At 49.8% G+C, this 22,793-nt stretch carries 24 protein-coding genes, 1 pseudogene and 2 riboswitches; of the genes and pseudogenes, 10 read left to right on the forward strand and 15 right to left on the reverse strand.

Features of this window, described 5'->3' with window-relative positions:
• Positions 1–40: 40 nt before the first annotated feature.
• The 6 genes from HA050_RS04825 to HA050_RS04850 form a co-directional block, all read right to left on the reverse strand.
• Positions 41–1,720: a hypothetical protein gene (locus tag HA050_RS04825; protein WP_166822776.1), complete on the reverse strand. Its 1,680-nt coding sequence runs from the start codon at positions 1,718–1,720 to the stop codon at positions 41–43.
• Positions 1,721–1,858: 138 nt separating this feature from the next.
• Complete coding sequence (locus HA050_RS04830; protein WP_099396194.1) at positions 1,859–2,413, reverse strand: hypoxanthine-guanine phosphoribosyltransferase; 555 nt, start codon at positions 2,411–2,413, stop codon at positions 1,859–1,861.
• A 79-nt stretch (positions 2,414–2,492) separates the two neighbouring features.
• Positions 2,493–3,053, reverse strand: a complete 561-nt coding sequence (locus HA050_RS04835; RefSeq protein WP_046353009.1) for an adenine phosphoribosyltransferase — start codon at positions 3,051–3,053, stop codon at positions 2,493–2,495.
• A 12-nt stretch (positions 3,054–3,065) separates the two neighbouring features.
• Entirely contained in the window at positions 3,066–4,358 is a 1,293-nt protein-coding gene (locus tag HA050_RS04840) for an NCS2 family permease (RefSeq protein WP_166822779.1), read from the reverse strand.
• A gap of 93 nt (positions 4,359–4,451) precedes the next feature.
• On the reverse strand, positions 4,452–5,021 hold the full coding sequence (locus HA050_RS04845) for a TMEM165/GDT1 family protein (RefSeq protein WP_205836294.1): 570 nt from the start codon (positions 5,019–5,021) through the stop codon (positions 4,452–4,454).
• Positions 5,022–5,106: 85 nt separating this feature from the next.
• Positions 5,107–5,236: riboswitch (yybP-ykoY riboswitch) on the reverse strand.
• A gap of 86 nt (positions 5,237–5,322) precedes the next feature.
• Positions 5,323–5,802, reverse strand: coding sequence for a low molecular weight protein-tyrosine-phosphatase (locus HA050_RS04850; protein WP_240928980.1), 480 nt, complete (start codon positions 5,800–5,802; stop codon positions 5,323–5,325).
• A gap of 143 nt (positions 5,803–5,945) precedes the next feature.
• On the opposite strand from HA050_RS04850, the gene HA050_RS04855 reads away from it, so the two are divergent.
• The 5 genes from HA050_RS04855 (at position 5,946) to HA050_RS04875 (ending at position 9,997) form a co-directional block, all read left to right on the forward strand.
• Positions 5,946–6,599 carry a DUF3299 domain-containing protein gene (locus HA050_RS04855; RefSeq protein WP_166822782.1) on the forward strand — a complete coding sequence of 218 codons (654 nt, stop codon included), beginning with the start codon at positions 5,946–5,948 and terminating at the stop codon, positions 6,597–6,599.
• A gap of 16 nt (positions 6,600–6,615) precedes the next feature.
• Positions 6,616–7,104 (forward strand): DUF2796 domain-containing protein, encoded by a 489-nt coding sequence (locus HA050_RS04860; protein WP_166822785.1) that lies wholly within the window; start codon positions 6,616–6,618, stop codon positions 7,102–7,104.
• Positions 7,105–7,238: 134 nt separating this feature from the next.
• A complete protein-coding gene (locus HA050_RS04865; protein WP_166822788.1) occupies positions 7,239–7,919 on the forward strand; it encodes an ABC transporter ATP-binding protein in 681 nt (226 codons plus the stop codon).
• A complete protein-coding gene (locus tag HA050_RS04870; RefSeq protein WP_166822791.1) occupies positions 7,912–9,171 on the forward strand; it encodes an ABC transporter permease in 1,260 nt (419 codons plus the stop codon). The genes HA050_RS04865 and HA050_RS04870 overlap by 8 nt, the downstream gene beginning before the upstream one ends.
• A gap of 325 nt (positions 9,172–9,496) precedes the next feature.
• A complete protein-coding gene (locus HA050_RS04875) occupies positions 9,497–9,997 on the forward strand; it encodes a DUF2938 domain-containing protein (RefSeq protein WP_166822794.1) in 501 nt (166 codons plus the stop codon).
• Here the strand turns inward: HA050_RS04875 and HA050_RS22065 are convergent.
• The 9 genes and pseudogenes from HA050_RS22065 to HA050_RS04915 all read right to left on the reverse strand — a co-directional run bounded on the left by HA050_RS22065 (position 9,977) and on the right by HA050_RS04915 (position 19,775).
• Positions 9,977–10,336: a glutathione binding-like protein gene (locus HA050_RS22065; protein ID WP_240928981.1), complete on the reverse strand. Its 360-nt coding sequence runs from the start codon at positions 10,334–10,336 to the stop codon at positions 9,977–9,979. The two genes, HA050_RS04875 and HA050_RS22065, sit on opposite strands and share 21 nt — an antisense overlap.
• Positions 10,337–10,459: 123 nt before the next feature.
• A pseudogene (locus HA050_RS22575) lies at positions 10,460–10,570 on the reverse strand (thioredoxin domain-containing protein); the annotation flags it as partial.
• 172 nt (positions 10,571–10,742) lie between these two features.
• On the reverse strand, positions 10,743–11,723 hold the full coding sequence (locus HA050_RS04885) for an ABC transporter substrate-binding protein (protein WP_166822797.1): 981 nt from the start codon (positions 11,721–11,723) through the stop codon (positions 10,743–10,745).
• Positions 11,724–12,006: 283 nt separating this feature from the next.
• A complete protein-coding gene (gene thiD, locus HA050_RS04890; RefSeq protein WP_166822800.1) occupies positions 12,007–12,804 on the reverse strand; it encodes a bifunctional hydroxymethylpyrimidine kinase/phosphomethylpyrimidine kinase in 798 nt (265 codons plus the stop codon).
• A 358-nt stretch (positions 12,805–13,162) separates the two neighbouring features.
• Positions 13,163–13,798, reverse strand: coding sequence for a thiamine phosphate synthase (gene thiE, locus HA050_RS04895; protein ID WP_166822803.1), 636 nt, complete (start codon positions 13,796–13,798; stop codon positions 13,163–13,165).
• Entirely contained in the window at positions 13,795–14,616 is an 822-nt protein-coding gene (gene thiM / locus HA050_RS04900) for a hydroxyethylthiazole kinase (RefSeq protein WP_166822806.1), read from the reverse strand. The genes thiE and thiM overlap by 4 nt, the downstream gene beginning before the upstream one ends.
• Positions 14,617–14,642: 26 nt before the next feature.
• Positions 14,643–14,738: riboswitch (TPP riboswitch) on the reverse strand.
• Between the two features lie 79 nt (positions 14,739–14,817).
• Positions 14,818–18,003: a response regulator gene (locus HA050_RS04905; protein ID WP_166822809.1), complete on the reverse strand. Its 3,186-nt coding sequence runs from the start codon at positions 18,001–18,003 to the stop codon at positions 14,818–14,820.
• Between the two features lie 9 nt (positions 18,004–18,012).
• Entirely contained in the window at positions 18,013–18,501 is a 489-nt protein-coding gene (locus HA050_RS04910) for a putative pterin-binding protein (protein WP_166822812.1), read from the reverse strand.
• 140 nt (positions 18,502–18,641) lie between these two features.
• The gene (locus HA050_RS04915; protein WP_166822815.1) at positions 18,642–19,775 is read right to left on the reverse strand and encodes an aminotransferase-like domain-containing protein; all 1,134 of its coding nucleotides are present in this window, start codon (positions 19,773–19,775) and stop codon (positions 18,642–18,644) included.
• A 79-nt stretch (positions 19,776–19,854) separates the two neighbouring features.
• Between HA050_RS04915 and HA050_RS04920 the strand changes: the two genes are divergently transcribed.
• From HA050_RS04920 to HA050_RS04940, 5 genes are read left to right on the forward strand one after another with little or no spacing between them, the layout of a single operon-like run.
• Entirely contained in the window at positions 19,855–20,331 is a 477-nt protein-coding gene (locus HA050_RS04920; protein WP_205836296.1) for a MarR family winged helix-turn-helix transcriptional regulator, read from the forward strand.
• Positions 20,328–21,308, forward strand: coding sequence for a glycosyltransferase family 2 protein (locus HA050_RS04925; RefSeq protein ID WP_166822818.1), 981 nt, complete (start codon positions 20,328–20,330; stop codon positions 21,306–21,308). Before HA050_RS04920 ends, HA050_RS04925 begins: the two co-directional genes overlap by 4 nt.
• A 46-nt stretch (positions 21,309–21,354) precedes the next feature.
• On the forward strand, positions 21,355–21,828 hold the full coding sequence (locus HA050_RS04930) for a GyrI-like domain-containing protein (protein ID WP_166822821.1): 474 nt from the start codon (positions 21,355–21,357) through the stop codon (positions 21,826–21,828).
• 14 nt (positions 21,829–21,842) lie between these two features.
• A complete protein-coding gene (locus tag HA050_RS04935; protein WP_166822824.1) occupies positions 21,843–22,193 on the forward strand; it encodes a VOC family protein in 351 nt (116 codons plus the stop codon).
• The gene (locus HA050_RS04940; protein WP_166822827.1) at positions 22,190–22,774 is read left to right on the forward strand and encodes a class I SAM-dependent methyltransferase; all 585 of its coding nucleotides are present in this window, start codon (positions 22,190–22,192) and stop codon (positions 22,772–22,774) included. The genes HA050_RS04935 and HA050_RS04940 overlap by 4 nt, the downstream gene beginning before the upstream one ends.
• Positions 22,775–22,793: the final 19 nt, after the last annotated feature.

Genomic DNA, 22,793 nt, shown 5'->3' on the forward strand with positions numbered 1-22,793 from the left:
TTTTCCAATTGAGGAATTCGTGATTAATCATGATCCACTTTCATAGCTTATTCCTGGCTTGCCTTTTTTTACGCCAGCTCGCTTTAATCGTTTTGAATTTATCAGACAAACCCATGCGGTCATCTGACATAAAATCTAAAAACTCCGAAAGCATTCTTGACTTCATCAGTGAATACATCGTCAGCGCTGAAATAGGGATAAATGTGGCGAAAAAATAAAGCAGCCTCAGCCACGTTGCATCGTGCGATAAATCAAACAGATTCATCCCTAAAAACCCCGTCACGGTCGTGCCAACCAGCCCCAGAATGGTCACCACCGTCAGGCGCACCACGGTATCAGCCTGACGGCGCAAATCGTCGTTTTCCAGATATTGGCTCATACTGTGGATAGACTCCCTTACTTCTGCAAACAGAGTATCTGTACCCAAATGGCGGCGTGCCATATGAAAAATCTGATCGGCCACTACCTGATTAGATATCTCGCAAAACCAGTAACGCTGGGTAAAGCGTAAAAAAACCTCCTGCAAAACGCGTATCCCGCGCTTAAACCGCCGTGCCGAGCTGACATCGCCAATTTGCAGCCGCGACAGCGCTACCGCCAGCCGGTCAGAAAAAATCAGCAGCGCAGCTTTATGAAAATGCGCAATCATCATCAGCAAGAAATACTGATGCCTGAACTGCCCTAATGCGCCTGTATAGGGATCACTAAAAAAACCATGCCCGTATTTACCCACCAGCACAAAAGCATGACCATCGCACATCATGCGGGTAGACGATGCATCGTGGCGGCGCTCTGGCACCCAGAAGCGGTCATAACAACAGCTCGCTTCAAATTCCTGAAACACCTTGGGCGTGTAAGGTAAATCGCCTCCTTGAGAAGGCCGTATCACCATGCCAAGGCGGTAAAAATCTTCATCCCTTAAATCAAACGGATCATCAAAAGCCAGATAGGCCATTAAAGGCATACGGTGATATTCAATTTGCCGGTAGCGCAGCTCGCCCAATTCAGTGGAATGGTGCAAAACCAAAGGGCGCAACAGCGCATCCCAGTGGTTGGCCATCGGTGCGGCCCTGAACTCGCCAACATGGGATAAAAATTTGGATTTATGGTCGTAATCAGACGCCGCAATCACACCGCCCTTCACATCCAGCCATTTCACCTGCTGCAGGCAGCTGGCCGCGGTTTTGTCTTCGTCCCATTGCGCAGGAAAAGCGCGGCCAAAACGAAACAAGGTGTCCTGAGCCCGTTGCAAGGGCACATTATCGGCAAGGATTTCAAACGCCAGAATAACAATATCGATATCGTAAAAAAAATACAGATCGATATGCGCTACTTTAAAATCCTGGCGTGTGCCATCTTTGTAATGCATACGCACCGTGCAGATATCGTGCCGCCTGAACACATGCAGCGGTGAGCCGCCATAGCCATCTGCGCCGTCCCCCGCCTCTGCCGCTCCTTCACCATATAAGAAACGCTGCACATAAGGCAGAAAGGTGACAAATTCGCGGTAATGGCGCTCCTGAAATGCCAGCGGATCCATATCAAACACAGAAGGCCGCATCTGCCATGGCGAATTTTCTGCCACCAGCTCTTTCATCAGCTCCCAATGCCGCCCCATGACTGCGCCACTGCCCACAGGCTGCTCCAATGGCATTAACTGCAAGGGCCAGATCAGAATTTGCCTGAAATGACGAACCATGGTTTCTGCAGCATCCGCCATCTTGACCTCCTTATTCTTCATTACGTCAGAATAGATCAAAGCCAGAAAATAATGAGCCGCAAAAGTGTAAGTAAAAAAAAGCCCTTGTTTACATCAAGTAAGCAAGGGCTTTGGTATAAATCTCACCAGAATTACATTCTACATACCATGAACAGCGTAAATCGCCAGCGTATTGCGCCAGTAGCCCTGGTAATCCATACCACAGCCAAACAGGAAGCGATCTTCTACTTGCAGACCAACATAATCAGCAGTGACACCCACCGCCTTACGATCATGTTTTTTATCAATCAGCACGGCAACGCGCACTTCTTTTGCGCCCTGCTCACGACAGTATTCCAGGATGGCAGCCAGTGTATGGCCTTCATCCAGGATGTCATCCACGATAACGACAACGCGGCCCTTCATGCTTTCTTGCGGCTTTACTTTCCAATCCAGCACACCACCGCTGGTTTCTTTACGATAACGCGTGGCGTGCATATAGGACACTTCGAGCGGAAAGCGTAAGCGTGGCAATAAGTGCCCTGACACAATCAAGCCACCATTCATAACGGTGTAAACAATCGGATTGGCATATTGCAAATCAGCCGTCATCGCCACAGCCATGCGATCCAGCGCAGCCAGTACTTCTGCCTCGCTGTGCAGACAATCCGAGTTATCAATAATGGTTTGGGCTTCAGGGAGTTCTAGGGTCACGATAGCGTACCTTTTCTTCAAGTCATTCAAATAAAAACGAGGGGGCCACTACGCTGGCAGCGGCCTCCACTACACATCTTTAATGCCCGGCGTAATCGCACACGGTAAACAGAGGAATACCCTGCTCACGCACGATTTTTGATCCGCCCAGCTCTGGTAAATCAACAATGGCAGCAGCCTCTACAATGGTTGCGCCAAGGCGGTTTAACAGCTTAGCTGCCGCCACCATGGTGCCGCCAGTTGCCACCAGATCATCAATTAACAATACGCGATCGCCCTTTTTGCAGGCATCGGTATGAATCTCTACCGTGGCCGAGCCGTATTCCAGCTCGTATTCTTCTGCCACCGTTAAAAAGGGCAATTTGCCTTTTTTACGCACCGGCACAAAACCGAGGTTTAATTCATAAGCCACCACTGCACCCAGAATAAAACCACGCGCATCCACGCCTGCCACCATGTCTAAATCCATATCCATATAACGATGGACAAAAATATCAACCAGAACACGGAAGGTTTTTTTATCTTGCAATAAAGGCGTGATATCACGGAACTGCACACCCGCCTGCGGCCAGTCTGGCACGGTGCGGATGCGATCGCGGATATAATCTGCGTAAGGTGGTTCTGCCTGCAATAAGCTCATCAAATCTCTTCCTTAACCAAACGCAGCAAATTTAACCAGCCACAGCGCGGTGATAATCAATACAGCAGGGCTTAAATCTTTATAGCGCCCGGCCAGCACTTTAATTGCGGCATAGCTGATAAAACCAAAGGCAATTCCATCTGCAATCGAGTAGGTAAATGGCATACCAACGGCAGTAATCACGGCAGGTGCAGCTTCGGTAATATCATCCCAATCGATTTCTGCCAGGCCACGGGCCATCAGCACGGCCACATAGCAAAGCGCTGGCGCGGTTGCATAGGCTGGCACAGTACCTGCCAAAGGTGCCACAAACAGCGCTGCCAGAAACAAAGCGGCAACCACAAGGCTGGTTAAACCAGTACGGCCGCCTGCAGCCACACCCGCTGCTGATTCAACATAGGCTGTAACACTTGAAGTACCCAAGGCCGCCCCTACCATAATGGCAGAAGAATCGGCGAACAGCGCTTTCTTTAAGCGTGGCAATTTGCCATCTTTATCCAGCAAACCCGAACGATGGGATACGCCGACTAAAGTACCTGTGGTATCAAACAAATCCACAAAGAAGAAAATAAACACGACACCCAAGAGGCCCGCATTCAGCGCGCCTTTAATATCCATTTGCATAAAGGTTGGTGCAATCGATGGTGGCGGTGAAAACACGCCTTTGAATTCGGTTAAACCGAATAAAATCGATAGCAGCGTGACACCCAATACGCCAATAATGATTGCACCTTTTACCTTGCGGTATTCAAGCGCCACAATTAAAAAGAAGCCAAATACAGCCAATAATGTGCTTGGCGCATGAATATCACCCAATTGCACCATGGTCACTGGCGAAGCGGTAATCAGGCCAGCACTTTTCAAACCAATAATGGCCAGAAACAGACCCACACCAGCAGAAATAGCCAGTTTTAATGAATGCGGAATCGCATTCACCAGCACTTCACGCAATTTAAACGAGGAAACCAGCACAAAAATCACGCCAGAAACAAACACCGCACCCAATGCAGTTTGCCATGGCACGCCCATACCCTTAACGACTGCAAAGGTAAAATAGGCATTCAAACCCATACCTGGCGCAAGCGCAATCGGGTAATTAGCCAGCAGCGCCATCACCGCTGTACCAAATGCTGCGGCCAGACACGTCGCCACAAATACGGCATTAAAGTCCATGCCGGTTTGCGCCAGAATGGCCGGATTGACAAAAATAATATAGGCCATGGTTAAAAACGTAGTAAAACCTGCAATCACTTCGGTTTTAACGCTGGTACCGTGTTCTTTTAGTTTGAACAATGCTTCGAGCATGAGCCCATTTCCCCGTTAGAAAAAACAAATAAGCCGGAGCCTGTTGTCATCTGATAGAAAACAACAAACGCCGACTTTTACACGTTAAAAAAATTAACCACCAACACCCAATAAAGCCAATACACCTAATAAGGCAAATACAGCTGCAGCTACAAAACGAACATAGCGCAAAATATGCATGCGGGCTGCAATCCACTTACCGACAAACACAGCAGGCACATCAGCAATCATCATGCCCAGTGTGGTGCCCGCGATAACCGCCCACAGCGGCTGATATTTCAGCGCCAGCGCCACGGTAACAACCTGAGTTTTATCGCCGATTTCGGCCAGAAAGAAGGCGACGGCGGTCGCTAAAAAGGCCCCGTAAGGCTTGATTTGTGCTTCTTCTTCGCCCATTTCATCGGGCACCAGCGCCCAGGCTGCGATGGCCAAAAAGCCCAGGCCAATAATCCAGCGCAAAATAAGGGGGGAAATCATGCCTGCTACCTGCTGGCCAATCCAGCCGGCGGCAAAGTGATTGAGTACAGTCGCAACAAAGATGCCCAGGATAATGGGCAGAGGACGTCGAAAACGTGCGGCAAGAATTAGCGCAAGTAATTGCGTTTTATCGCCGATTTCGGCAACGGCGACAACGCCGGTAGAAATGAGAAAGGTATCAATCATCGAGTCGTGTTTCCGGGGCGGGCAGGATAGAGGTCGCGCAGCATTGCCCACCCCGGGAAATGCTGAACGAACCTCAGGTCTTGTCAAGTTGGCCTCTGCTCTGCTTACAGAACACCGCTCCAACCGAATACGCCATGAATCTGTGGATTCAAGTATGTTGACGTATTCCCCGTAAAAGCTTCAAAAAGCCACTACAGGCGACTACTCCCCCGAAGACCAAAGCGCGGATTTTAACCACCCCTTATGCATGCTGCAATCCCAGATTACAAAAACCGTACCTGCACGATACTATTTACCAACCCTAAATCTGCGTTTTGATCTGTTTCAGCAGGGCTGCACAGCCTGCCTCACACTGATCCAGAACGGTCTCAAACCCAGCAGCACCGCCATAGTAAGGATCTGATACTTCTGTTTCTGCGCCTTCTGGCAAAACAGATAAAAATAATTTTACACGGGACATCAATTCAGGCGGACAAAGCGACTGCAAAGCCCTTAAATGCCCCTTGTCCATTGCCAAAATCAAATCAAACTCTGCAAAATCACTTTGATTTACCACTCTGGCGCGTAAAAAAGATAAATCATAGCCCCGCTTTTTTGCATGCTTTTGCGCCCTGCCATCCGGCGCTTCGCCAATGTGATAACTCTGCGTACCTGCCGAATCGGCCTCAACAGCGTGCTCCAGTCTCTCATCAGCCAGCATCCGGCGCATCACGCCATCAGCGCTTGGGCTTCTGCAAATATTGCCTGTGCATACAAAAAGCACTTTGAATTTTTTCATCATTTACCTTTATCAATTTGCGGCCGCCATCCATGACACGGCCATAGACGATTGCGACACGGTTTTTATTAAATATTTACGACGTGCAACACTTTCAAATGCAACACAGTTACAATTGAAAAAAATTTCACCAACGAGGACCTGACGTGATCCATCGCCTGCTCGCTATTTTACTGACTACGCTTATCAGCCATTCACTCTTTGCCGCCGATGCCCGCCCGATCAAATGGAGCGATCTTCAGCCCGATTCGGCCAGCTTACGTGCAGCAGTGGGCAATTTAAGCCCGGAACAAAAAACAAGACTTACGCGTGCTTTTCAGCAGCGCCAGCAAAAAGCCATTGTGGCCGCAGGCAAATTTAAACCTTCCGACCTCAGCGCGGATGTCAATGCGCTGCTGAATGAAGACTTTAATGATATGGAGCCTTTAGTCGAAAAAATCAGCGCTTATGAGAAAAGACGCACCAGCGAAATGCAAACCGCGCTCAACAATCAAACGGTTAAGCTCGATGGTTATTTACTCCCTCTGAAACAGAACAATAAAAAAGTAACCGAATTCATTCTGGTTCCCGTTATTGGCGCTTGTATTCATGTACCTGCCCCGCCCCCAAATCAAATGGTGGTTGTGCAGTACCCCAAAGGCTTTCCCGCTGGCAACTTATTCGCCCCCATTACCGTAAGCGGCAAGCTGCAGATTAAATCATCCAAATCTGATTTAGCGCTTGCTGACGGCAGCAGCAAAGTGGATGTGGGTTATGCCATGACCGCCAGTGAAGTACGTGAATACCAAGCCCCTAAATAATCACCAGGACAAAATCATGAACAAAATCCTTATCAGCGCATTACTTACTTTATCTTTCAGTGGGCTGGCCTCTGCACATGGTGCACATGTGCATGGTGTTGCAGAAATGGATGTGGCCATCGAAGGCAACAAATTAGTGATCACGCTTGAAAGCCCTGCCGACAATTTGCTTGGCTTTGAACACAAACCTAAGAATGACACCGAAAAAGCCAAGCTTAAAGCGGTAACCGAACAATTACAAAATGCGGGCAGTCTGTTTGCAATAGACGCATCCGCGCAGTGTAAAGCCGCGGCACCCAGCGTAAAAATGCCCGACTTTGCCAAGGGCGGGCACAGCGATATTGAAGCCGAATATCACTTTGAATGCGCCACCACACCAGGCACCATCGCGCTCCCACTTTGGAAAAACTTCCCGGGTTTTAAGAAAATCACAGCCAACCTGGCCAATGCCAACGGGCAAAAGCAAATCACGCTTAAATCAGGCCAGCTGCTGAATTTGAAGTAAGTAAGCGGCGGCAAGAGATGCTTGCAGGAGCAGCCTTAGCCGCTTCTGCAGCACTCCCCGTAAATAAGACTGGTACATCATTAAGCCCCTGCGGCCTGTAAAACAATGGGCAATGCACGTAATAAAGGTAAGCCGTGATTCAGATCGAAAACCTGCAGTTCACCTGGCCGGGCAGCGCACGCCCGACGCTCAGCATCCCGGAGTTTAAGCTTTCTAAAGCAGAGCATCTGTTTTTGCACGGCCCCAGCGGCAGCGGCAAAAGCACCCTGCTTTCTTTGCTCACGGGCATTCATTTGCCACAAAGCGGCCAGATCAACATACTGGGGCAAGATTTATCCAGGCTGTCCGGGCCAGAGCGGGATCGCTTCAGAGCGGATCATTTGGGCTATGTGTTCCAGCAGTTCAACTTACTGCCATATTTATCGGTGCTCGACAATGTGCTGCTGCCCTGCCAGTTTTCCAAACTGCGCCTGCAGCGTGCAGGCGACGCCAAAGCACAGGCTCTGCATTTGCTTGAGCGACTTGATTTACATACACATTTACACCAGTCAGTCAGTGCGTTGTCGGTTGGCCAGCAGCAACGCGTGGCCCTGGCCCGTGCACTGATAGGCGCGCCCGAAATTCTGATTGCAGACGAGCCGACTTCAGCTCTGGATGCCGAACGGCGCGGCGCATTTATCGAGCTTTTATTTGAATGCGCCAAAGTGCATCAGACCGCCATCCTGCTGGTCAGCCACGACCCACAGCTTGCCATGCATTTTGACCGCAGTGTCAGCCTGCCCGCCATCAATAGGGTGGAGACCACCGATGTTTAAAATTGCATTTAAAAGCTTACTCAGCCGCAGGCTCACCGTCGCCCTTTCTGTACTCACCGTGGCTTTATCCGTATTACTGCTGATCGGTGTAGAAAGGCTGCGCACAGAGGCCAGAAATAGTTTTTCCAGCACTGTAAGCGGCACCGATCTGATTGTGGGCGCGCGAACAGGATCTGTGCAGCTTTTGCTGTACAGCGTTTTTCGCGTTGGCAATGCCACCAATAATATTGGCTGGGACAGCTATCAAAAGCTCGCCAAAGACGAGCGTGTGGCATGGACCATTCCCGTGTCGCTGGGTGACAGCCACAAAGGCTTTTCAGTATTAGGCACCAGCCGTGACTACTTTAAATACCTGCAATTTGGCGACAATCAGCACCTGCAACTGACCCAGGGCAAGATATTTTCCCACACACATGATGCGGTGCTTGGCGCCAATGTTGCCAAAAAGCTCGGCTATCAGCCGGGCGGGAAAATCGTTCTGACCCATGGCAGCGGTGAAGGCGCGATGTCAGAGCACAGCGATCAGCCCTTTAACATCACCGGCATTCTGGCCCCCACTGGCACCCCGGTTGACGACACCGTTCATGTTTCGCTGGATGGCTTAACCGCCATTCACGAAGGCTGGGAATCGGGCAGTGCCTCGCTGCTGTCTTCAATGGGCGTACTTGCCGCAAATGAAAACCGCAGCATTGCACCGCCGGTTACGATTACCGCTTTTTATGTCGGGCTAAAATCACGCACCTCGCTGTTTAGCTATCAGCGCGCCGTTAATCAGTTTTCTGATGAAACACTGATGGCGATTATGCCAGGTGTGGCACTTTCCGAGCTTTGGCAGCTGATGAAAATCGCCGAACAGGCCTTATTGGTGGTATCAGGCTTTGTGATGGTGATTGGCTTACTAGGCATGCTCACCGCCTTACTGACCGGGCTGAACGAGCGCCGCCGCGAAATGGCGATTCTGCGCTCGGTAGGTGCAAGAGCATGGCAGATTTTTGTGCTGGTGATGGGCGAAACGCTGCTGCTGGTGAGCACCGGCACGGCCGCAGGCGTTGGCTTACTCTACCTGATCATCATCGCCTGCCGCCCGCTGCTGCGCGAATTTTATGGCCTGAGCCTTGCCATCAATCCCCCCACACAAACTGAGTTTTTAATGCTGGGGGCCACCTTAGCGGCAGGCGCGCTGATTGGCGCCATTCCTGCATGGCGGGCTTACAGAATGTCTTTAAGTGATGGATTAAGCCAGCAAAGCTAACTGCCACGGGGCTAAAGGCGGCATGCATCGGTATGCCGCCTTTCTTTCGCAGGGCGGGTAAAGCCCAATCCTATCGGCATAAGGTGAATTCGTAAGTTGGGTAAGCCGCTTTATCCGCCAATAAACCTGCTAACCCAACCTGAAAAAACATTATTTCCCGCTGCTTGTTTAATTGAACAGGATTGGGTAAACCCGGCCGTTTTTTATGTTTCAGCAAAGCTCGGCGGGTTTTGTCCGCCCTAAGCTGATTCAAACACGGGCAATGATTCCGTCGCCATACCAAAACAGATGCCCCCATCATAAACAACCACCAATGGAACATGTCATGAGTACCGAATCAGCGATTATCCTAAAAATCATCCTTACCGGCCTTGGTGCCACCTTGCTCATGGACCTGTGGGCCTTGCTATTAAAGCGTTTTTTAAATATTCAATCGCTGGATTGGGCAATGGCGGGCCGCTGGATCGGCCATATGCGGAGCGGGCACTTTAGACATGACAGCATTGCCAAGGCTTCGCCCATTAAGTGGGAATTACAGATTGGCTGGCTGGCCCACTACGCAACCGGTGTTTTCTTTGCGGCTTTGCTCACTACCATCGCCGGGCCAGAATGGCTGACTCAGCCTGTAGCGCTGACTACTATTCTATTCGGCATAGCAACCGTGGTATTTCCATTTTTTATGATGCAACCCGGTATGGGTGCAGGGCTGGCGGCCTCTAAAACCCCAAACCCTAAGCAAGCCCGACTGCGCAGCCTGATAACCCATACCGTTTTTGGCGTGGGCTTGTATGGAGCGGCCTTGGGTTTAAGTTTTTTGCGGGCCTGACTGATACATCTCCAAACTCGTACCTTCTGCTTTGCACACATTAATCAGTGACTGGCGCTTAGCTAATTGGCAAAGGTAAGGACCTAAGTTTGAAAATGTTAAGGGCGGTTTTTTAAAATCACCCGCCCAGTGCGACAACATAAATAAATAATAATCACACACCGTAATATGCTCACCCACTAAAAACGTCTTGCCCTCTAATTCCGTATTTAAAAGACTAAACATTTCAGTAATACGGTTTTCCTGAGCCTCAGCAATAGCTGCAGTGCTGTTCTGCGCCGTTGTGTGTTGGGCTGGGTAAAAATAAAGCATTAACTCTGGCTGCAGGCTTGCATTCAAATAAAAAAGCCACTGATAAAACCTGGCTCGCTGCGGGTCTGTCACAGCAGGAATTAAACCAGCCTGCGGGTTTTGCTCGCATAAATAAAGGCAAATGGCCGCGCTTTCAAAAACCACAACGTCTTTATGCACTAAAACCGGAATACGCCCGGCAGGATTTAAGCGCATATATTCCGCTGATTTTTGCGCCTCAGATTTTCGATCAACCAGCACCAGCTCGTAATCCATACCCATTTCTTCAAGAAGAAGATGGGGAACTCAGCTGGCATTCCGAGGATAATAATAAAGTTTATACACCCCTGAAAATCCCCGTTTCTGTAAATTTTTTATTTCACGCATAATCTGTAAATAAATATAAATACGCCGATTAATTCAGCACATTTCCAAGCCATATAAGCGCGGCAGGTTATTCAACAAAAACAGCATTTTGACGCATATCTGCAGGCAGCTGAATTTTCCAGCGCGCCAGCTCATGGCGGCTAAAAACAAAAGCGCCTTCCTGCAAAAACACAGGCCAGTATGAACCAGGTAAACGATCCGGGTTTTGTAATATTTTTTCAGCCATATCTGCAGCGGCTTTACCCTGTGTCGCCCCCTGCAGCACAAAGCCCCCTACTGACTTACCTTTGCCTACAGCAAAATCCCAGAATGCAAACAAGGGCTTATCCGCATGACTATTAGTCCATGCAAGCACTTCTTCCGCATCGGCATTCAGCCCTTTTTCATTTTTCAGACTTTGATAAAGACCAATCACTACTGCATCATAATGATTACTTTCAGCCCCTTCAATTTCCGTCTTCCATTCTTCCAGTGTTTTGCAAAGTTTCACATCAAATATAACATTATTTAGGACCAGCGAAGGACGCCCCATAAATGAATCATTAAAAACAATATTTGATGTCCGGTCGCCATCAAAAAGAATCAGTACCTTTTTTGCCTTTGGCAGAAGCGCTTTAATAAAATAGGAAGAACGCTGAAACAGAGGGCGTTCCAGTATCCCGCTAACATACTTGGGGTCTTTTTTAAAATAAGAGCGGGGATTTTTATTGATCCCTAAATATACAGCAGGGATGGCCCTTTCTTCTATTTTCTCTCCCAAAAACTCCAGCGCAGCATCATCCCCCAGGATGACTAAAGCAGGTTTAACTTCATCAATCAGCTTCAGTGCTTTTTCAGCCATCCCTGCCACATTTTCCGGCTGCAGCCTTTTTGTATTCATCTCAAAAAATGTTAATTGATATTTTTGCCCCAATTTATCAATAATTTTTTTTCTGTATTCTGCATCCCATTTATATTCTTTGTGATAGCTTTCTACGACAACAATTTGCTTGCCGGCCGCAAACACGTTAGAAAAAGACAGCAGTATAAAAATAAAGAAAACTTTCAAAGCAAAGCTCCTTGCTCACAGAAACTTTCAGCTGACGGGCATAAACAGCGTCTGTTTCATCATAGCAGAAGCATTGGAAATCATTTTTATCAGATATTCAGCAGGGAGTTGAATCAACTTACAAAATAACTGCGAATTTCAACCATGAAAGACCTTACTTATTGACTGGCCCAGCCTGCTTATTCATATCAAAGACCTATTCAATACATTCAGCCCATATTATAAAAAACGATCAGCAAAATGAAATACAAGCCGGGCACAAAACATTACCTACAATCCAGAGCTACCACCATGCCTGGAAATGATGAACGGGCCCTATCCCATGGCCGACTTCCAATTGATCAGCTGCCGCAATTGCAGCCAGCAAATAATGCTTTGCCGCCTGTACCGTACTCACCCAATCGGAGTGCCGGGGACGTAAAGCGGCCAATGCAGATGACAAGGTACAACCTGTGCCGTGGGTGTGCTTTGTAGCGATTCGTGCAGCAGCAAAGCGGGTGGCGCAGGCTGGCGTAATCAGCCAGTCCGGGCTTTCTTCCCCTCCCAAATGCCCGCCTTTCATCAGCACCGCCTTAGCCCCCATTTCCAACAGCGCATGCCCCTGCGCTTGCATTTCCTCTTCATTGCGCGCTTCTGCCACACCCAGCAAAGCAGCAGCTTCGGGCAGGTTTGGAGTAATTAAATCGGCCAGCGGCAGAAGCTGATCGCGAATTCCTGCAATCGCTTCGGGCAACAGCAGCGGATGGCCGCCTTTGGCAATCATCACGGTATCCAGCACCACACAAGCAGGTTGGTGCTGGCGTAAGCCCTGAGCCACGGCGCTGATGATTCCGGCATTGGCCAGCATGCCGATTTTGACGCTATCAACACGAATATCAGCCAGCACAGCGTTCAGCTGTGCCAGTACAAAATCAGGCGGCACAGGGTGAACAGCATGAACCCCCTGTGTATTTTGGGCGGTAAGCGCGGTAATCACGCTCATGCCATAAGCACCCAGCGCCGAAAAAGTTTTTAAATCAGCCTGAATACCAGCGCCACCGCCAGAATCCGAGCCTGCGATTGTGAGTGCATTAATCATCATGAATCCATAGAAGTACGCGGAGGGGTTTCATCACATACGCGTTAAGCAAAGTCAAAAAGATAGTGCCTTCGGCACATTGATTTTGGAGCGGTTGCCACCGCAGGGGCCTTCCTTTCTTGAACGGCCAAGAAACAACGCCAAAGAAGGCCGCCGCACGAAACACGAAGGCCCCTCCGCTGCGGACAGTCGGCGGCGGGCGGGATGGGCTCGTTCATCGCACCCAAGCGATTCCTCGCTCCGGCGTGTTTAAAGGGTATTTTTAAAAGCCTCATGCAAAGAGCGTGGTTGTTAAGCTTTTCGCTGTTTGCTCATAAGAAAAGATGTGCTGTACACGCATGGAGTTTTACGCGCTCTAAGGTTAAACATCAGCGACTTCTAACCTTAATGCCTGCGCCGCTTGCTGCGGATCAGCCTGCCCGCAAACAGCGGAGACTACCGCCACGCCGTCGGCCCCTGCCGCGCGTAAGGCGGCCACGCGGCCAAGGCCAATTCCGCCAATCGCTACGGCAGGAATCGTCTTAGCCTGCATCAAGTTCGCAAATTCTTCTAAGCCAATCACAGGGGAAGCATCCAGCTTGGTGCCTGTCGCAAAGACCGGCCCCACGCCGATGTAATCGACAATATCCAGCGGCACGGCGGCCATTTGCCCGGCATTGGATGTTGATAAACCTAAAATTTTATTCGGGCCAATCAGCTGGCGGGCCATTTCCGGGGCAATATCCTGCTGGCCCACATGCACGCCCGCCGCATCCGCCAGCAGCGCCACATCGATATGATCATTAATGATTAAGGGAATATTGAGCGGATCTAGCGCGGCTTTCAGGGCAAAAGCAGCAGAAACCCACTGGCGTTTTTTCCATTTTGGCGCGCGTAATTGCACAATGGTTACGCCCCCAGCCACCGCAGCCAGGGCAGTGGCCACAATACCCTCTTCACCGCCACAGAGATCAGGGTCAAGCACTAAATAAAGTGAAAGATTAAAAGACGGTTTCATTCATCCACCGCCTTAAGCATGGCAGGCTGCATAATATAAAGTGCGTCTAAAAAGGCAGGCAAAAAAGTACCAGGGCCGTCGCAGGCAGATTCGGCGCGCTCACCGGCAATGGACATCACCGCACATGCCGCTGCCACTGCCGCCAGGCGATCTGTAGCCCCTGCTACAAATGCAGCCGTTACCGCCGACAAGGCACAACCCGTACCAACAACGCGTGTCATGAGTGCATGGCCCCATGGCACAGCCCATGTCACCTCACCATCGCTGACATAATCTACCTCGCCCGTTACCGCCACAATGGCTCCGGTTTGCCGGGCAAGCCGCTGGGCAGCGGCAATGGCCAATGCAGAATGCGCCGTGCTGTCTACCCCCTTGCCACTTGCATCTTCTCCGGCCAGGCACATGATTTCTGAAGCATTGCCACGAATCACGGCTGGCCTTTGCTTAAGCAAATCATGTAAAGCATCAGTGCGGTAAGACAATACCCCCGCCGCCACAGGATCAAGCGCCCATGGCGTGCCCGCAGCATTGGCCGCGGCAACTGCTTTTTTCATCGCGGCAAGGCGGGCCGGATAGAGCGTACCTACATTAATCAGCAGTGCATCGGCCATGGCGGCAAACTCGGCGACTTCTTCTTCGGCCACAATCATGGCGGGGGATGCACCCAGCGCCAGCAATACGTTGGCAGTCACCGACTGCACAACTTCATTACTCAGGCAATGAACAAGAGGCGCAGCAGCACGCAGGCGGGCTAATTCTTCGCCCGCGCGATGCAAAGGAAACTGAGGAATAAGCGCAATGGTGTGTAAATCAGACATTTGAGTTCCTTGAGCAGAAAGCCTGCGCCAAGGAGCGCCGACTTCCCTACGCTGGCATGATCCAGATCAGGTCACGGGTATATCTCAGCCGCTGGTTATCAGCGGCACCCCGAGTCAGGCAGACATTTTGCGGACAATCAGCCGGGCAGACAAGCGTAAAAGATCAAATTTTGCGCATAAAAAACGCAAAAAACATGAATTTCACCCTGGCGCATGCAAAGCCAGCTGTGCCTTTACCCGGCTGAGCAATAAAGGCAGACAAAGCGGCTTTGCCATATAGTCGGCGGCTCCCAGCTCCATTCCGCGCATTTCATCATCCGCATCAGACCTGGCCGACATAAAAATCACGGGGATATTCGCCATTCGCTCATCAGCTTTTAATCGGCGGCATACTTCATAGCCATCCATTTCCGGCATCAGAATATCCAGCAAAATCAAACGGGGCAAAGGATCTTGCACCAGCATCTCCAGCGCTTGTGCACCATGATGCGCAACGCGGATATTGAACTCCTTACCCAGCATTCGCTCAATCAACAATAAATTCATGGGTGTATCATCCACAGCCAGAATGGTTATATCCGGCGCTTGGGCCGGCACTGCGGGCTCGCTGGCATCCGCCACATGGTTCATCCCATCAAGCGCCACAATCAAATCAACTAAAAACCCCAGCAAATTACTTGAGAAAGCCTCCAGCATCGGTTTTAACATTGCATCGCCAGGATGATGTCTAACCAATGACTCAAGCTCAGCCGCCAAATCAGCCAGATCAACCGCACCAATACTTGCCGCAACCGATTTACTGCTGTGCAGCAAACGCTCTGCAGTCAGCACATCTTTTTCTTCCAGCGCCACATTAATTTCTGTAATGACAGCGGATTGCCCGTGAATAAATTTTCTGAGCATTTCCAAATAAAGCGCTTCTTTACCCAGCACCCGCCGTAAGCCAGCAGCCACATCCAGCCCCGCAACATCCAAGGCCTCCAGTTTACTTTTCAATACCAGATCACTGCTTTTACCCGGCAAAGGCAAAACACCGCCCTGAAGATTAAAGGGCCGGGGCGGAATCCAGCGCAGCAGCGCCATCCATAAATCATGCGGCTCTATGGGTTTAGCTACATGCCCGTTCATCCCTGCTGCCGCACATCGCTCCTGATCGGCCTGCATGGCATTGGCTGTCATCGCCACAATGGGCAGAGACGCAAAATCCGGCCATTCCCTGATTTTTTGCGTTGCAGCGATGCCATCCATCACAGGCATTTGCATATCCATCAGCACCAGATCATAAGAAACCTGTTGCACCTTATTAAGTGCCTGCTGGCCGTTTTCAGCCAGATCAACAATAAAACCTGCATCCTGCAATAAATCCATCCCAACCTGCTGGTTTAAATCATTATCTTCAACCAATAAAATCCTGGCCCCCAAAATACCCGACAAATCCACCTCATGGTATTCGCGTACTAATTCATGCACCTCTTTTGCATCCAAAACACGCATGGTGGTATCAAATAATTGCGAGGCATTCACGGGCTTGATCAGAATCTCATCTACAGCCGCAGGGTTGACTTCACTTAAAACTTCTTCCCGCCCATACGCTGTCACCACAATCAGCCGCGGCATCACAGGCAAGGCCATTTCCTGAATCGCCAGCGCCGTTTCCTTACCCCCCATCTGCGGCATGCGCCAATCCAGGAAAACCACTTTAAAGGGATCGCCTGCAGCCGATGCCTGCGCCAGAGCCGCAATCGCCGCCATGCCTGATAAGGTCACCACGGGGCGAAAAGTCATCGAGACCAGCAGATCCGCCAGCACCCGGGCCGAATCAGAATTATCATCCACCACCAGCACCGCCTGATGGCGCAGATCAAGGCTGGGCAGCAGCTCTCTCTGAGCCTGCTGGCTGATGGCCACCCTGGAAGTAAACCAGAACGTACTGCCCTGCCCTACAACGCTCTGCACCCCCACTTCACCCCCCATCAGCTGAGCCAGCTGTTTAGAAATGGCCAAGCCAAGGCCCGTGCCGCCGTAACGCCGGGTTGTGGAGGTATCGGCCTGCTGAAATGATTGAAATAAACGCGCCAGCTGCTCTGCAGAGATGCCAATCCCTGTATCGCTCACTTCCCAATACAACAGTACTCCGGCTTCATCCTGCTCTTGTACCCTGCAAACTAATTTAATCACACCTTCGTCGGTGAATTTAATGGCGTTATTGGCATAATTAATTAATATTTGCTCCAGTCTTAATGCATCGCCACAGAGGGTGCGCGGTACATCGCTGGAAATATCAAACACCAGCTCCAGCCCCTTTGCATTTACCTTTTCAAGTAATAAATCCGCCAGATCTTCAAGCAATTTATCGATATTAAAATCAAGCATTTCAATTTTTAAATGCCCTGATTCAATTTTAGAAAAATCCAGAATGTCATTGATAATCCCTAAAAGATGCTGGCCTGATTTTTGGATTTTTTCAATATAATCTCTTTGCTTAAAAGTCAGATTTGATTTAAGCACCAGATAAGACATACCAATCACGGCATTCATTGGCGTGCGGATTTCATGGCTCATATTGGCTAAAAAATCTGATTTCATCCGGGAAGCCTGATCCGATTGAATCCGCGCTTTTTCCAGCTCTATTTTTTGCACCTGCAAAGAATGATTCAGCAGCGCCAGCGCCTGAGTGCGCTCTGATACACGGCCCTCTAAGACTTCTTCATTTCGCTTTAACACCTCAACCAGCTCTTTCTGGCTGCTTAAAGCTTCTGCCTGCGCCGCAGCACGCTGTTTGTCCTGCCTGAGCATGGCCAAAGCCAGAAGCAGCGTCAACAAGCACTGAAACCCAGTCAGCGCACTGGCTACCAGCACCTGATGTGTGACTTCAGAGCGGCGCGCATCGGCCAGCTCTGCTGCGGCAATAGAGGCCTTAACACCCAGCTCTCTGATCTGCCACTCCAGAGCAAATAACTTTTTATACAGAATCTGCTTACTACCCGCATCTAAAACACGATCCGGCGCAGCGCCGAGGTAATGATCCGCCTCTGCGGTAAATGCATTTAAAGCCTTCATCGTATTGATATAAACAGGCTGTTTATTCATCAATACTTTGGACTGGCCCGCCTGGCAGCTGATAATACGGCTTACAAATAATTCATAGCGAAATGCCAGATCATCAATACTGACTTTCTCTTCGTTCATCAGATGAATATCAAATGCAGAATAAAGGCGCTGATAATCCACATTTAATTGAATCAACGCCCACATTGCGTTGTCATTTGCCCGGCCAATTGAATTATTTAAACTTTGAAACTGCGCAAACTGAACAGCAGCAATCGCCGCATAAACCGCAATCAAGCTGCTTACAATAAAAAAAAGCAGCCGTTTGCTCCGCTTCATGCCGGCCCCTTACTGGACGATGATTTTAGAAAGCTGCCAAACCGACCGGGTGTAATAAACATCCTGATGCAATTCTTTATACTGATCAAAAGGATAAACAATAAACAATGGCCCCTTATCCCGCACCGCCATCGGTTTATCATCTAAAAGCCGGGCAATAATAATGGGATATTTAATGGCATCCTCAAAAGGAATTTCAACGCGGTAATCATCAAGGGCAAGCGCTGAAATCTGCACCCCTTTGGCTCCGGCCGCCGCCAGTACATCCCTTAAAAGTGGCCCGGTAAATTTAACCGGCTTTTCATACCATGGTGTTTTGCTGACAAAACTATGCTGTGGAAGCTTTGTCAGCATATCCATACTAAATTCTGCATTTTTACCACTATTTTGCTGACTCAATGCGCCAGAAACAGCAAGCACAACCTTGCCCTTCGGTGCATCCAGAGCAAAGCAGGACAAAGAAAACAAGCTAAGAACCAGAAAGAAAGCCAGTTTCATGCTGATTTACTCCACAGACGTTTATGCAAAAAAACATTCATCCCATTACACACTAGTATTGAATGCCGTTTCTTGCTTCCTGTGCAGCACAATCCTGCCGACCACCTCACTAAAAAGCACTTAGCCTGCTTACTGGAAACCTACTTAATCAACGAACCAAGCAATGCAATACCTTGCTGAATCTGCTCAAAGCTTGAATGGCTGAAGTTCAGCCTGATTGTGCTTGATGGATGGGGAACAGGATCAAAAGCTGAGCCAGGCATAATGGCAAGGCCAGCAGTCAGAGCCTCTTGCATCAGTTGCATTACATCCTGCTCGTTTTTGAGCGTCAGCCAAAAAAACAACCCGCCTGATGGCAGCCCCCAGCTGGCTTTATCGCTCAAATGCTGCAGCAGCGCGGCCTGCATCACATCTCTTTTTTCGCGGTAGAGCGGCAGAATATTTGCCACATGCTGATCCAGCGAACCATCCTGCAGCAGCTGCGTCACAATCGCCTGGCTTAAACGATTACTGTGTAAATCTGCCGCTTGTTTTAAACGGGTCATCGCCTGAATCAAATCAGGATGCACAATCAGATACCCAAGGCGTAAACCTGGTGCCAGCGTCTTAGAAAAAGACCCCTGATAAATCCAGCGTGCCTGTTTTAAATGAGAAATAATAGGTGAAGGTGCAGGGCCATCAAAAGAAAGATCACGGTAAGGATCATCTTCAAAGACCACCATAGATTGCGCATCAAAGGCCCCAGCCAGCGCCTTGCGCCTTGCCTGCGAATAACACAAGCCGGTTGGGTTCTGAAAAGTAGGCACAAGGTATGCCAGACGTGCATCCGCCTCGGCCACAGACTGCGGCAGCAGCCCTTCTTCGTCTTGCGCTGCGGTCACAAAATGAGCGCCCATCAGCCGGAAAACCTGCAGCGCTGCCAGATAAGTCGGCGATTCGGTCAGCACGCGAGTGCCTTCCTCCACCATTAATTTACTGACTAAATCGATACCCTGTTGCGAGCCATTGACAATCAAAACCTGCCCGGCCTTACAGTCTATGCCCAACGCTCTGGCCCGGATCGCCACTTGCTCCCGAAGTGCAGGCTCGCCCTCTGTTTGCCCGTACTGCCAGATATCGTCAGGCAATTGCCCCAGCACCTGAGGTGAAGCCCTGAATAAAACTTCGCTGGCAGGTAAGCCCCCCGCAAAAGAAATCACACCTGGCCGTGATGCGGCAGCTAAAATGTCTCTGACCAGAGAAGAAGTAAGACGGTCAATACGCGCAGCAAACATATAACTCACCAAACAGGTCAATAGACATGACCTATTTATGCCGCATGCACCGCCACCCTGTCAATAAAAAGTGGTGCAAATGACAACAAACTCTTTTTTACGACACACCATCATGGACCAAGCCGACACACTCAATGCTGATTTGGAAAGCCTGTTTTACGGCTACCGCACCTTTACATCCCTGCCGGACGAAATGCTCGCCCCTTTGCAGCTGGCAAGAGTGCACCACCGAATTTTATATTTTGTGGCCAGAGATCAGGGGCTGTCGGTGAATACACTGCTGGCACGGCTGGGCATTTCCAAGCAGGCACTGAACCGGCCACTCAGAGAATTGCAAACCAAAGGTCTGGTCATTGCCAGTACGGCCCGCCATGACGCCCGGGTAAAGAGCCTTGCCCTGAGTGAGTCGGGCCAGGTATTAGAAGAGCAGCTTTCCAGCAGCCAGCGCGACTTATTGCAGCAGGCCTTCGCCCAAAGCCCGGAATCTGAAGCGGGCTGGAGAAAAATCATGTCTATCCTTGCCAGCAATCAGCGCGCATTCAGGCCCCCGGCATGAAACTGAGCATTGTTATCCCGTTTATGAATCCAAATACACAGCATTTTTCTGACATGCTGAATGGGATTGTGGCGGCTGATTTTTCATGCTTTGCTGATAGTGAAGTGATCTTAATTAACGATGGCAGCCAGCATGATTATCAGGAAGAAATCAGCCTGTTTGCCAAGGCAGCCCCATGGTTACGCATTCACATCATCACATTAGCGCTTAATCACGGCGTATCCTGTGCCCGCAATCTGGGCATGGCCGCAGCGCGGGGGGATTACATTGCCCTGCATGATGCAGACGATATCAGCCTGCCGGAACGCTTTGCCCTCTCTGCCCGTTTTCTGGCCGGGCACCCGGATGTGATCGCCGTCAGCGGGGATATGCTGGTTTTTAATGAAGAGCGCACAGAAGAATCGCTGCGCCTTTTTCCGCTGTATCACCATGATATCTGCGTGGATAATTTGTTTTATTGCGCCATGGCCCAGCCCGCAATGATGATTAACCGTGCGCTATGGCTTAAAAGTAATATTCAGTACACAGAAAAAATGGATATGGCACAGGACTGGGATTTAGTAATTCGTCTCAGCCAGCATGGGCAGCTTGCCAATATGGGCATTCCTTTAGTGCGTTACCGCCAGCATTTAAAACAGCGCAGCGCCGGAATCAGCAGCGAATTTGCCAATATCCATGTGCAGGGCATCTGGAAAAAACAGCTGGAGCAATTGGGAGCGAATATTCATCCAGGGCTGTTACACGTACACGGCCATTTGTCGCCCTACTGGCTTTGGCAGCTTTCTGATATTCATCAGGCATGGGCATTACACCCTGAGGATGTCAGTGCATGGGCGCAGGAAATGCTAAGCAAAAATAAAATCAGCCAGTATGTAAGCGAGCCCATTCTCGCGCAAAAAGTATACCGCCTGCAGCGCCAATGGCATGCGTGGAAAGCCAGTGGCAATCCGGCAACACAGATTCAGTCTTTATTATAAATACCCGGCAAATTGCGATTTAATACATCACGCTAAAGGAGGCTTTATGAAAACCAAACAAACCCATGCTATTCCTGTTGTTTTCACCAGCAAACAACTTTGCCTTGCTGATGTTGGCGCTTTTGCCACTGAACAAACGCCTTTACTGATTGCCGAAATTGAACGCAATCAGCTGGGTTTTAATGGCCCGTGTATTTTTGTGTATTACCAGGTGCCGCAGGATGCGCGCAGCTTATTTACACTGGATATTTGTTTTCCGGTTTGCCGCCCGCAGGCTTATGCAGGGGATTTTGCCTGCAAAACTTTAGCCCCAATTGATTGCGCCGTCCGCCACTATCAGGGGCCGCTGGCTGATTTATTTAATGAGGGCTATGCGCCTTTAATTGCTGAAATCAAGCAATCCGGCCGTGCTTTCAGCGGCGAAAGCCGTGAGGTTTATCATTTATGGGAATCGCCGCAATCAAACCAGAACCAAATTGAAATTCAATTTGGCCTTCTCCCCAACTCAGCATTCCATTGATATGGAGCCCCGCCATGCATCAGCACCATAAAATTAATTATATTGAAATGCCTTCCAAAGATTTAAACAAAAGCAAAGCATTTTTCAGCGCGGTGTTTGGCTGGGCATTTACAGATTACGGCCCGGAGTATTGCGCTTTTTCTAATGAAGGGATTGATGGTGGTTTTTATCTGGCTGATTTAAGTATTTCCAGCCAGACTGGCGCGCCTTTAATTGTCTTATACAGCAGCAATCTGGAAGCAAGCCAGGCTGCCGTGCTGGCGGCCGGTGGCCACATTATTAAACCGATATTTTCCTTCCCTGGCGGCAGGCGTTTCCAGTTTAGGGATCCAAACGGCAGCGAATTTGCAGTGTGGTCACAATGACGCCCCATGCGGCATTGTTGCCCCATATGCCGCAAGCAGAGTGCGAAGCGCTGACAGCCGCACTGACAAGCACCCAAAGCTATGTGGAATATGGCATGGGCGGCAGCACGGTACTGGCAGCGCAGCTGGGTGTGCCGCGCATTGTGGCCATTGATTCAAGCGAAGAATGGCTGGCAAAGGTCAGGGAGCAAATCGCCCCGCTGCAGTCCCCCAGCCAGATTAAGCTGCTGCACGCGCCCATTGGCGAAACCATGGATTGGGGCTTTCCTGAAAATACGCAAATGCAAAGCCAGTGGCCCGATTACTACAGCCAGCCTTGGCGTTTTGCCCTTGATGTTGATCTGGTTCTGATTGACGGACGCTTCAGAGTACCGTGTTTTTTGTACTCGCTGCTTCAGCTTCAGCCTGGTGCAATCATCCTGTGGGATGACTACGCGGAGCGCTGCGAATACCACTTGGTTGAGCAGCAGCTTGTGCCTGAAGCCTGTTTTGGCAAGATGGCAAAGTTTATTGTTCCTTGTCACAAAAACACAGAAAAAATAGTAAACGCATTGTTTCAGCATCTTTACGCAGTAGCTTAATGCCACACCCAAGGAATAC

This window comes from Iodobacter violaceini (assembly GCF_011601265.1).
GTDB lineage: Bacteria > Pseudomonadota > Gammaproteobacteria > Burkholderiales > Chitinibacteraceae > Iodobacter > Iodobacter violaceini.

Coding starts and splice junctions, on each gene's coding strand:
- HA050_RS04825 (WP_166822776.1), bottom strand. CDS start 1,720: ATGGCGGATGCTGCAGAAACCATGGTTCGTCATTTCAGGCAAATTCTG.
- HA050_RS04835 (WP_046353009.1), bottom strand. CDS start 3,053: ATGAGCTTATTGCAGGCAGAACCACCTTACGCAGATTATATCCGCGAT.
- HA050_RS04840 (WP_166822779.1), bottom strand. CDS start 4,358: ATGCTCGAAGCATTGTTCAAACTAAAAGAACACGGTACCAGCGTTAAA.
- HA050_RS04845 (WP_205836294.1), bottom strand. CDS start 5,021: ATGATTGATACCTTTCTCATTTCTACCGGCGTTGTCGCCGTTGCCGAA.
- HA050_RS04850 (WP_240928980.1), bottom strand. CDS start 5,802: ATGATGAAAAAATTCAAAGTGCTTTTTGTATGCACAGGCAATATTTGC.
- HA050_RS04860 (WP_166822785.1), top strand. CDS start 6,616: ATGAACAAAATCCTTATCAGCGCATTACTTACTTTATCTTTCAGTGGG.
- HA050_RS04870 (WP_166822791.1), top strand. CDS start 7,912: ATGTTTAAAATTGCATTTAAAAGCTTACTCAGCCGCAGGCTCACCGTC.
- HA050_RS04875 (WP_166822794.1), top strand. CDS start 9,497: ATGAGTACCGAATCAGCGATTATCCTAAAAATCATCCTTACCGGCCTT.
- thiD (WP_166822800.1), bottom strand. CDS start 12,804: ATGATGATTAATGCACTCACAATCGCAGGCTCGGATTCTGGCGGTGGC.
- thiE (WP_166822803.1), bottom strand. CDS start 13,798: ATGAAACCGTCTTTTAATCTTTCACTTTATTTAGTGCTTGACCCTGAT.
- thiM (WP_166822806.1), bottom strand. CDS start 14,616: ATGTCTGATTTACACACCATTGCGCTTATTCCTCAGTTTCCTTTGCAT.
- HA050_RS04905 (WP_166822809.1), bottom strand. CDS start 18,003: ATGAAGCGGAGCAAACGGCTGCTTTTTTTTATTGTAAGCAGCTTGATT.
- HA050_RS04910 (WP_166822812.1), bottom strand. CDS start 18,501: ATGAAACTGGCTTTCTTTCTGGTTCTTAGCTTGTTTTCTTTGTCCTGC.
- HA050_RS04915 (WP_166822815.1), bottom strand. CDS start 19,775: ATGTTTGCTGCGCGTATTGACCGTCTTACTTCTTCTCTGGTCAGAGAC.
- HA050_RS04920 (WP_205836296.1), top strand. CDS start 19,855: ATGACAACAAACTCTTTTTTACGACACACCATCATGGACCAAGCCGAC.
- HA050_RS04925 (WP_166822818.1), top strand. CDS start 20,328: ATGAAACTGAGCATTGTTATCCCGTTTATGAATCCAAATACACAGCAT.
- HA050_RS04930 (WP_166822821.1), top strand. CDS start 21,355: ATGAAAACCAAACAAACCCATGCTATTCCTGTTGTTTTCACCAGCAAA.
- HA050_RS04935 (WP_166822824.1), top strand. CDS start 21,843: ATGCATCAGCACCATAAAATTAATTATATTGAAATGCCTTCCAAAGAT.
- HA050_RS04940 (WP_166822827.1), top strand. CDS start 22,190: ATGACGCCCCATGCGGCATTGTTGCCCCATATGCCGCAAGCAGAGTGC.